This is a genomic window from Microbacterium sp. (assembly GCF_049661145.1).
In the GTDB taxonomy this organism is placed as follows: Bacteria; Actinomycetota; Actinomycetes; order Actinomycetales; family Microbacteriaceae; genus Microbacterium.
Window position 1 is genome coordinate 1 of the sequence record NZ_JBASZT010000289.1, and the last position, 9,985, is coordinate 9,985.

Consider the following 9,985-nt stretch of genomic DNA (forward strand, 5'->3'; position numbering starts at 1 on the left):
GGTCCGCCCCGGCTTCGGCGCCGCCATGGGAGCAGGGCTGCCCGCGGGCGGCAGCGCGGGCTTGGGTGGGTGGGTCGCTCAGCGGCGACGAATTCTGAGCGTCACGAGCTCGAAGGCACGCAACGTCAACGGGATGCCGTCCCCCCGGCGCCGCGGCGTCGAGTCATCGAGTTCACGCTCCAGCAGGTCTGTCCGCACCGCGTCGAGCCATTCGAAGCCTGGAGTGAGCACGACCGCGCGGTGTGCACCCCAGGCTTCGTAGAGCCGCACGATCACGTCCTCCGAGCGATCGTCGGCAAGCTTGACCGCCTCGATCACGACTCCCGGTGCATCGCTCGTGAACGCGGCGGGCACAGTGCTCGATCCGCGAACCGGAATCGGTGGCAGGTTGAGGCGGAACCCGGCGTCGATGGCGTCCGAGATCGAGGCTGCGGGAAGCACGCTTACTCGAAAGGTGTGTGAGCCTTGGTCGGCTTCAGGATCGGGGAACAGGGGGGCACGTACCAGGGTCACGCGCGCGACGGTGTGAGCGCCACCGTCGCGGCCGCCGTCGCGATGCACGTCGTGCCCGTAGCTGGCGTCGTTGGCGATGGCGACTCCGTAGCCCCCTTCGTTCAAGCGGATCCACCGATGCGCCACTGTTTCGAACCTCGCGGCGTCCCACGAGGTGTTCGCGTGCACCGGACGGGAGAGATGCCCGAACTGTATCTCCGACTCGGCCGAACCCGCGCGCAGGGCGAGGGGGAAGGCGAGCTTGAGCATCTTCTGCCGCTCCCGCCATTCGATGTCGACACGAATGTCGAGGGCGCCGGTGATCGGGTCGACGCGGAAGCTCTGCCGGACGCGGCTTGCACCGACGGTTCGCCGTACCACGAGGTCCGGGCCGTCGACGCTGATGTCGTCGACGGCCATGATCTCGGTGACGAGGGACCCGTCTTCCGAGTCGATGTTCCATGCATCCCACTCGCGAGGAGTGTCACGGAACAGCTGGAGCCCGGCGGTGGCGCCGCCCGGAACGACGAGCTCGCGCCCGGCGACCTTGTCGTGGATGCGCGTGACGCGGCCGGTGCCGTCTATTCGCCAGTCTGTGCGCGCCTGCTGGATCTCCCACCCGTCGCCGACGCGCTGCCACCGGAGGTCTTCGCTCGCCGCGGAGTGCGACACGGACAGCGCTGGTGTCCCGGCGATGGCGACGGGTGCCGCGTTTGCGGTGAGCGACAGTTCTCCCTCGCCGGTGAGCGTGCCCAGTGCCGCGGTGATGAGCGCCGTGAGATCGCGTTCCACCTGTGCGTACGTGCGCTCTGCCTCCTGGTGAACCCAGGCGATCGAGGTGCCCGGCAGGATGTCATGGAACTGGTGGAGGAGTACCGTCCGCCACAGTCGACGGAGCTCGTCGTAAGGGTACGGGGCGCCGCGATGCACTGTGGCGAGAGCGCACCACAGCTCTGCGGAGCGCAGGAGGTGCTCGCTGCGCCGGTTGCCGCGCTTCGTGCGCGCCTGTGCGCTGTAGGTTCCGCGATGGTACTCGAGGTACAGTTCGCCTTCCCACACCGGCGGTGAAGCGTACTCGGCCTCGGCGTCCGTGAAGAAACGCTCGGGCGACCCGAGACGCACGCGCGGTGAACCCTCGAGGTCGGCGGTTCGGCGAGCGGCGGCGATCATTTCGCGCGTGGGCCCGCCGCCGCCGTCGCCCCAACCGAAGGGGACGAGGGAGTGGGATGCCGCCGCCTTCTCCGCGAACTGCCGTTCAGCGCGGGCGAGCTCCGCTGCCGAGAGTTCCGCGTTGTAGGTGTCGACCGGCGGAAAGTGGGTGAACACGCGGGTCCCATCGATTCCCTCCCAGAGAAAGGTGTGATGGGGCATCCGGTTCGTTTCATTCCAGGAGATCTTCTGAGTCAGGAACCAGCGCGATCCTGCCGCGACGATGATCTGGGGCAGCGCCGCCGAGTAGCCGAACGAGTCGGGAAGCCAGACATCGAGAGGCTCCACCCCGAACTCCTCGATGAAGAAGCGCTTCCCCTCGACGAACTGGCGGGCGAGCGCCTCTGAGCCCGGCATGTTGGTGTCGGACTCGACCCACATGCCGCCGGCGGGAACGAACTGTCCACTGCGCACTGCTGCACGGATGCGCTCGAAGAGCTCAGGGTAGTGGTCCTTGATCCAGGCGTACTGCTGCGCCGAAGAGGCAGTGAAAACGAAATCGGACTCGTGCGCGGCGAGGTCGAGCACGTTCGAGAACGTCCGTGCGACTTTGCGGACGGTCTCGCGGATCGGCCAGAGCCAGGCGGAGTCGATGTGCGCATGCCCGACCGCCGTCACCGTGTGAGAGGTCGCCGATGCCGGGGCGGCAAGCACTCCGGCCAGCTCGGACCGCGCAGCCTGAGCTGTGCCGGCGACGTCGTCCGGGTCGAGCGCGTCGACGGCGCGGCCGAGTGCGGCGATGACGCGAGCGCGCCGCGTGCGGTCGGCTTCGAGCTCACCGACCAGTCCCCGCAGCGTCCACACGTCCTGGGCGAGCTCCCACACGTTCAGATCGCGAAGCCCCAACTCCATGCGCTCCAGACGGTAGATCGGGTCGGTTCCCGCCGTGGCAGGATCTCCCAGCGGTGTCTGAGCGAAGGTGAACGTGCCGGCAACGCTGGGGTTGCCGGCCGCCTCGACATACAAGTCCACACGGTCGCCGTCGAGAGGAACAGTCGCGTTGCGCGGTTCGATCGCCTTGACGATCGAACCGTCGGGGCGGAACACGAGAGCTTCCGCTTGGAATCCCGGCGCGGAGTCGTCGAACCCCAGGTCGGCGACCAGTTCGACAGCGGTGTCCGGCAATTCCTGCCAGGTGGGCGGCACTCTCCCGGTGACGTGGAACCAGACGGTGCCCCAGGGGCGCCCCCAGCGCGCTCCTGGGGAGAACGGGGTGAAAGTGCTCTCCACAGCAGTGCGGAACGGCACGGGCTCATCGGGTACCTCCCACGCGCTGATCTCGACGGGGGCAGTCGCGCGGTACAGGTGTCGGCTGAGCCGGTCGCGGAACAGCCGGTCGATGCGTTGGAGGGAGAGGACGTCGTTGTGGTGCATGTGCGGCCTTCCGATCAGCCTTTCACCGCACCGGACAGGGCGAAGGTGCCGCCCAATCCGCGGGTGACGAGGAGGTAGAGCCCCAGGACAGGGGCGGAGTACAGGAGCGAGTAGGCGGCGAGGTGGCCGTAGGCGACTGTTCCGTACTGGCCGAAGAACGAGTAGATGGATACGGCGGCCGGCTGCCATTCCGGTGAGTAGAGCAGGACGAACGGCACGAAGAAGTTTCCCCACGCCTGCAGGAACACGAAGACAAAGACGACGCTGAGGGCGGGACGCATGAGAGGAACGACGATGGTCGCAAGCGCCTTCATCGCGCTGGCGCCATCCACCCATGCAGCTTCCTCGAGACTCGTCGGCACCGAGTCCATGAAGTTCTTGGTCATCCATAGCGCCATCGGCAACGAGCTCGCCGCCAGGAACAGCGCGACCGCCCAGGGCTGGTTGATGAGCCGCAACTGGACGAACAGGCTGTAGACGGGGACCATGATCGCGGTGATGGGGAGGCAACTGGCGAACAGGATGCCGTAGAGGAACGGTCCGTTCAGGCGTGAACGGTAGCGGGACAGCGGATACGCCGCCAGAACGGAGAGGACCACGGTGACCACGCCGGCTCCCGTCGACAGCAACAGGCTGTTCAGCAGGGGGACCAGCGTCAGGCTCGGTGTGAGCACGTCGGTGAAGTTGTCGAGAGTGGGTCGGGTGGGAAGCTTCACCTGATAGCTGGCAGCGGAATCGATAGAGGCCAGGGCGACCCAGGCCAGTGGAAGGGCGAAGACGGCTCCGATCGCGATCAAAGTGACGTTCGCCCAGAGCCGGCCGAGGCTGCGACGAGGCGACGCGATGCTTGCGATCATCATGCGCGGTCTCCGCCCCGACGCAGCGAGAGGACGTAGCCGATCGAGAACACGGCACCCAGCACAAGCATGACCACCGCGATCGCGTTTCCGTAGCCGATGTCCCCGAACGAGAAGGCCTCGGTGTACGCGAAGACCGGGAGGGTCGTGGAGAGGTTCCCCGGTCCGCCCTTGGTCATCACCCAGATCAGCGTGAAGACGGAGAGGGTCTGCAGGGTCGTGAGCAGGAGATTCGTGAAGATGGTGCTCTTGATCATCGGCAGCGTGATGAATCGCAGGCGCTGCCCGGCGCTGGCGCCGTCCAGCATGGACGACTCGGTCACCTCCGGGGGTACGTCGTCGAGGGCAGCGCGGTAGATCATCATCGAGAACGCCGTCCCCCGCCACGTGTTGGCGAGGATGATCGAAAGCAGCGGCAGCGAGTACAACCAGTTGGGTCCGTCGATACCCACTCCCGATAGGAGCGAGTTGAGGGTTCCGTCGGCGGAGAGAAAGGCGTAGCTGACGAAGGCGGCGACGATCTCCGGCAGCACCCATGCCGTCACGACGAGGACGCCGACCAATCCGCTGAGTCCGCGGTTGCCGACGCGAAAGAGCACGGCGAGCAGCATCCCGAGGACGTTCTGGCCGACGACCGCCGAGCCGACGACGAAGGCGACCGTGACTCCGATCGACAGCGGCAGTACGGGGTCCGCAAGCAGGCGCGCGTAGTTGTCAAGCCCGACGAACTGTGGGTTCGCCGCGCCCGGACCGGTCAGTGCGCGGTTGCTGAGCGACCCGAGAAGCGCCCAGACGATGGGGCCGGCCAGGAAGACCAGTAGGAGCAGCACCGCCGGAAGGATCGGCAGCGACCGCGCCGGCGTGGCGCGGTCGCTGCGTCGACGGCGTCGACGTGGTGACGCTTCGGCCGGCTCCATCGTGAGGACGGACATGCGGGCTACCCGGCGACGACCTTGTCGTCGCCGACGATCTGACGCACGGCCGCGTCGTACTCCGCGGCGGCTTCTTCGGGCGTGGCCTGCCCCGTGATCACCGCCTCGGTGGCCTTCTGAGCGGCCACGGAGATCTGCGGGTAGTCGCTGTTGGCCGGCCGGAAGTGGGTCACCGCGACCGCTTCGGACACGTCGCCGACGAACGGGTTCGCCTCCAGGTAGCTCGCGTCAGCCGCGACATCCGTGCGCACGGCGATCTGCGCATTGTTGATCGCGTACCAGAGCGCGTTCTCCTCGTTGAGGACGGTGGCCATGAACTCGAACGCCAGGTCGGGGACCTCGGTGTGGGCGGATGCCGCGAGGGTCCAACCGCCGGACATCGAGACGGCGCCGTCGCCCTGACCGTTCTGGGTCGGGAACAGCGCGACACCCATGACGTCGCCGTACTCCGGCCATTCGTAGGATCCGCCGTCCGCCCAGAACGATGGTGTGTACGAGCCCTCCACCGTGCCTCCGAGCTTGTCCTGTGGGAACATCTCCCCGAACACCGCCTGCCACACGTTGGGGTCGAGCGCCTTGTCGGGGCTGACGGCGTAGCCCTCGTCATAGAGGGTCTTGAGGAAGGCGAGTGAGTCGATGAACCCCTGCGACTCCACGACCCATTTGCCGCTCGCGTCGTCGTACAGTCCCACGCCGTCGCCCGTGCCGTACAGCAGTTCGTAGAAGCTCTGCATCACCGTGCCTTCGGCGGTTCCGGTGCCGGCGTACATGTTGAAGGGGACGACGTCCGGCTGGCTCGACTTGATCTTCGCGGCGGCATCCAGGATGTCGTCCCACGTCTTCGGTTGCCACGGCACCGAGACTCCGGCCGCGTCGAGGACGTGCTTGTTGTACCAGATGACGCGGGTGTCCGTGCCGAGCGAGAGCGCGTAGATGCTGCCGTCCTCTCCCTGACCCGCCTTCTTCGCACCCTCATCGAATTTCGCCCAGTCATCCCACTCAGCGAGGTGATCGTCGAGGTTGAGGAGGTAGCCGGCCTCGACATCCGAGCGCACGTTGAACGTGTCTTCGTAGAAGACGTCGGGGGCGGTATCGGCCGACCCGAGAGACAACTGGAGTCGGGTCTTGTAGTCGTCGTCGGTCGCGGTGATCGGCTGGAGATCGATCGTGACCCCGTCGTGAGTCGCTTCGAACTCGGTCTTGGCCGTGTTCAGGAGGGTGTCGAGAACGGTGAACGAGTCGGTCTTCGCGTAGACGACCGTGACCGTGTCGTCGTCGCCGGATCCGGTCGCTCCGGCGGTGCAAGCGCCGAGAGTGAGGGTCGCGAGGACGCCTACGGCGATCACGGGCACTGCTGCTCTGGTTTTCATGTCGCTCCTTTGCTCACATGCTTGGTGCCAGGCGCGCCAATGCGCCTTGGATTCATTAAGCCAATCGAATGGATTAAATCGTGTCAAGAGGGGTGATCATGCCAACAGCAGCGAGTCCGTCTTCGGACTCAGGGTGTCGTCGAGCACGAGGCATGCCGCACCGATCGCGCCGACGTTCTCGCCGAGCGTCGTTCCCACGACTTCGACGTCGTGGATGCCGTGCGCAGCCAGACGGGTCGTCAGCGCGAGCGTGATCTGTGCCTCGAGCCAGGGCGAGAGTCTCGTCCACAGTGGCCCGCCAACCACGACACGATCGACGTCGAGCAGGTTGCACACGACGGCGATCATGCGTGAGATGCGCTCGCCCGCGCGCTCGAGGATGTCCGAGGCGGCGGCGTTCCCGCGTCGCGCGAGGGACACGATCTCCGAAAGGGCATCATCGACGCTGCGGGGATCGCTGCCGATCCGCGACCCCGGCAGCACCGACAGTCGCTCGGCTTCACCGACGAGCGCGGCGGGGGCGCATGTGACGGCCACACATCCGCGTTGCCCGCAGGAGCACGGCGGACCAGTGGGGTCGACGACGATGTGTCCGATCTCTCCGGCATTCCCGGAGCCGCCCCGGACGACGTCGCCGGAGATGACCAGACCCAGACCGAGGCCCGTGCCGAGGTAGAGAAACGCGAAGCTCAGGTCCCGGATCGTGGGGGAGAGCCACCGCTCGGCGACAGCGGCAGCGGTGACGTCCTTCTCCAGCACGACAGGCAGCCCGGTCGACTCGCTGACCGACTTCTGCAACGGGACTCTGTGCCACGTGCCCAGGTTCGGCGGGTCAACGACGATGCCCCGTTTGACGTCGATCGGGCCCGGGGCGGCGATCCCGACTCCGACGACGCGCTCCCGGTCGACGCCGGCGGTCACAAGCACGCGTTCGACCTGGCGGCTGATGAGTCGAACCGTCTTGGCCGGCTCACCGGCGGCGGGCGCTGGATGGCGGCTCTGCGCGATCACGGTCCCGTCCAGCGCCAGGAGCACGGTTGAGACCACGCTCGGATCCAGGTGGACTCCAACCGCAAAGCGGCTGTCGCCGACGAGCAGGAGCGGAGTGGGCGGCTTTCCGCGTCCCGAGGAGGTGGGTGCGCGGCTGCCTTCGGTGATGATGCCGGCTTCGATCATCCGCTGACAGATGTTCGATACCGTCTGCGCCGACAGCCCCGTGACGGAAGCCAACTCGACACGGCTCATCGCTCGGCCGCGGCGGATCTGTTCCAGGATGACCGCCTGGTTGTAGTTGCCCACGCTGGGCTGGTTGGCACCGCGGGTCACAGTCGCCGCCTCCCGTCTCTGCTCGGTGGGCAGAAGCGTAGCGTCCGCCGTCCGAGCCCGGAATGCCGTTCCGAGCGCATCGAGCATGCCGATCGAGCGTGCCGCGATGCGACCATGTGCGACCCCGTGGGCGGGGGTGGGGCGTGGGGCTTGGCTTGGGCTGGGGATTGGGCTTGGGATTGGGCTTGGGCTTGGGCTTGGGCGGGCGGGTCGCAGATGGTCGTTGTGCGTGCCGCGATGCGACCATGTGCGACCCCGCGGGCGTGAGCGGGAGCGGGGGCCAGGGCCAGGGCCAGGGCCAGGGCCACTCTGCCCGTCCGTGCCGCGGCGCGGGGAGCCTCCGCCGGGGCGGGAATCCCGGGGCGGGACTCCCGGGGCGGAACGATCCCTACGGCAACCACGCGATCGCCCTCCCGCACGGCCTGCGGCCGCACGTGAGGGCGATGGAGGGGCTGACGGGAATCGAACCCGCGCTGTCTGCTTGGGAAGCAGAAGTTCTGCCATTGAACTACAGCCCCGGAGCGCCCCGTCGAGGATGAGGCGCCCGGCAAGCTTAGCAAATCGGCATCCGGTCATATCGACGCTCGGGGGCCGCGCGCGACCTGAAGTCGGCCAGTAGGCTGGCCGCGTGCTGCTGAGCGACCGCGACATCCGGCTGGAGATCGACAAGGGGCGGGTCGGGCTCGATCCGTGGGATGCCGCCATGGTCCAGCCCTCCAGCGTCGATGTCCGGCTCGACCGCTACTTCCGGCTGTTCGACAACCACAAGTACCCGTTCATCGACCCTGCCGAGGACCAGCCCGAACTCACCCGCCTCATCGAGGTCGCCCCCGACGAGGCGTTCGTCCTGCACCCGGGCGAGTTCGTCCTCGGCTCGACATTCGAGCAGGTGACTCTGCCCGACGACATCGCGGCGCGCCTGGAGGGCAAGTCCTCGCTCGGCCGGCTCGGACTGCTGACGCACTCGACGGCCGGCTTCATCGACCCCGGATTCTCCGGCCACGTCACCCTCGAGCTCTCCAACGTCGCGACCCTGCCGATCAAGCTGTGGCCGGGCATGAAGATCGGGCAGCTCTGCTTCTTCCGCCTGTCGTCGCCGGCCGAAAACCCCTACGGCACCGGCCCGTACCTCAACCGGTATCTCGGCCAGCGCGGGCCGACGGCATCCCGTTCGTTCCTGAATTTCCATCGCACGAACGTCGGATCGACCGATGCCGGGGCCCTCGGCGGCTGAGTCCGACCACCGATCGGAGTGCGGAACGTTCCGAAAGCAGGCTGGATCGCCTCGGAGTGGCCGTTTCCAGCCCGTTGTGGGTCGGTCTGGCCTGCTCTTGGAACGGCCGCTCGGTCCGCAGCGGGAGGGCTGTCAGGCGGCGTCGCCGCTTCCGCGGCGGAAGCCGGCCTCGAAGCCGCGCTCGAAGGCGCGCTCCGCGGCACGATGTCCGCGCTCGCCGCGCTCGCCTCGGGCTCCGGGCGCTCCGCGGTGATGTCCTCGCTCGGGACCGAACCCGTGGTCGGGACCGAATCCGTCTCGGGGATCGAATCCGTCTCGGGGATCGAAGCCGTGACCGGGAGCGAAGCCGTGACCGGGAGCGAAGCCCGGGCCGAAACCGCCACCTGGAGCGAAGCCCGGGCCGAAACCGCGACCTGGACGGAACCCGCGGCGCCCCGGACCGAAGCCCCGGCCGGCGAAGCCGTGCGCGGGCTCCTCCGGATCCCAGCCGAGTTCGTGAGCGATCGCTTCGAGCGAGCGCAGCGTCGTGGCGAAGTCCTCGTCCGACACGGCGCCGGCGACGCGGGTGCGGATGCCGGCGACCTTCTTGGCGAGGCGATCCTTCGCGGCTCGTCCCTCATCGGTGAGCGTCCAGCTGTCGCCATCGGCGGCGACCCAACCGCGCTCGACGAGCGCGCGCAGTCGCTTGCCGCCGCCGCCGTGCCCGCTGTGCAGCCGCTGCAGCCGCGCGGCAAGTTCAGGAGCGACGACGTCGCCGTCGATCAGGTTCAGCAACCACCAGTCGCGGCGTGTCATGCCCTCCGCGGCGAAAGCCGCGTGGAACTCGCGCGCCACCAGGCGGTCGACCACGCGAAGCCAGGAGCCGAACGGACGGTCGGTGGTCTCAGTGTTCTCTGTGTTTTCTGTGGGTGTGTCTGTGGGGTTCTCCATGAGAAGTCCTTTCATAGGGGCGGCGCCGTGCGCAGTTGCTCCGGCGGGCCGTCCAAGTCGCATGTCAATTGGCATGTATATGCATTGTGACATGTAATTCGGAAGCATGTCAAGTCGCATGTAAATTTGAAGACATGCCGGATGCCGACGACCACGCCCCCGACGAAACCCGCGACCTCGATGCCATCGCTGCGGCGTTGTCGAGCCTGCGCGGGCGGGGCCGGCCGGGCTTCCCGCCGGGCGCGGGTGGCCCCTTCGGCC

General features: G+C 67.6%; 7 protein-coding genes and 1 tRNA gene. 1 reads left to right on the plus strand and 7 read right to left on the minus strand.

The features are described from left to right. Positions 1 to 78 precede the first annotated feature (78 nt). The 6 genes from WBP48_RS12290 to WBP48_RS12315 form a co-directional block, all read right to left on the minus strand. Complete coding sequence (locus WBP48_RS12290; RefSeq protein WP_424440825.1) at positions 79 to 3,075, minus strand: alpha-mannosidase; 2,997 nt, start codon at positions 3,073 to 3,075, stop codon at positions 79 to 81. Positions 3,076 to 3,089: 14 nt separating this feature from the next. Beyond that, on the minus strand, positions 3,090 to 3,932 hold the full coding sequence (locus WBP48_RS12295) for a carbohydrate ABC transporter permease (protein ID WP_424440837.1): 843 nt from the start codon (positions 3,930 to 3,932) through the stop codon (positions 3,090 to 3,092). Next, positions 3,932 to 4,864 (minus strand): carbohydrate ABC transporter permease, encoded by a 933-nt coding sequence (locus WBP48_RS12300; RefSeq protein WP_424440827.1) that lies wholly within the window; start codon positions 4,862 to 4,864, stop codon positions 3,932 to 3,934. Before WBP48_RS12300 ends, WBP48_RS12295 begins: the two co-directional genes overlap by 1 nt. 5 nt (positions 4,865 to 4,869) lie before the next feature. Beyond that, positions 4,870 to 6,234: an extracellular solute-binding protein gene (locus WBP48_RS12305; protein WP_424440829.1), complete on the minus strand. Its 1,365-nt coding sequence runs from the start codon at positions 6,232 to 6,234 to the stop codon at positions 4,870 to 4,872. A 96-nt stretch (positions 6,235 to 6,330) separates the two neighbouring features. Continuing rightward, complete coding sequence (locus tag WBP48_RS12310) at positions 6,331 to 7,560, minus strand: ROK family transcriptional regulator (RefSeq protein WP_424440831.1); 1,230 nt, start codon at positions 7,558 to 7,560, stop codon at positions 6,331 to 6,333. A 444-nt stretch (positions 7,561 to 8,004) separates the two neighbouring features. Continuing rightward, positions 8,005 to 8,078: transfer RNA gene (locus tag WBP48_RS12315), tRNA-Gly, on the minus strand. Between the two features lie 110 nt (positions 8,079 to 8,188). On the opposite strand from WBP48_RS12315, the gene dcd reads away from it, so the two are divergent. Beyond that, positions 8,189 to 8,794, plus strand: coding sequence for a dCTP deaminase (gene dcd, locus WBP48_RS12320; protein WP_424440833.1), 606 nt, complete (start codon positions 8,189 to 8,191; stop codon positions 8,792 to 8,794). A 132-nt stretch (positions 8,795 to 8,926) separates the two neighbouring features. Here the strand turns inward: dcd and WBP48_RS12325 are convergent, their stop codons facing one another. Beyond that, positions 8,927 to 9,724, minus strand: a complete 798-nt coding sequence (locus WBP48_RS12325) for a MarR family winged helix-turn-helix transcriptional regulator (protein WP_424440835.1) — start codon at positions 9,722 to 9,724, stop codon at positions 8,927 to 8,929. Positions 9,725 to 9,985: the final 261 nt, after the last annotated feature.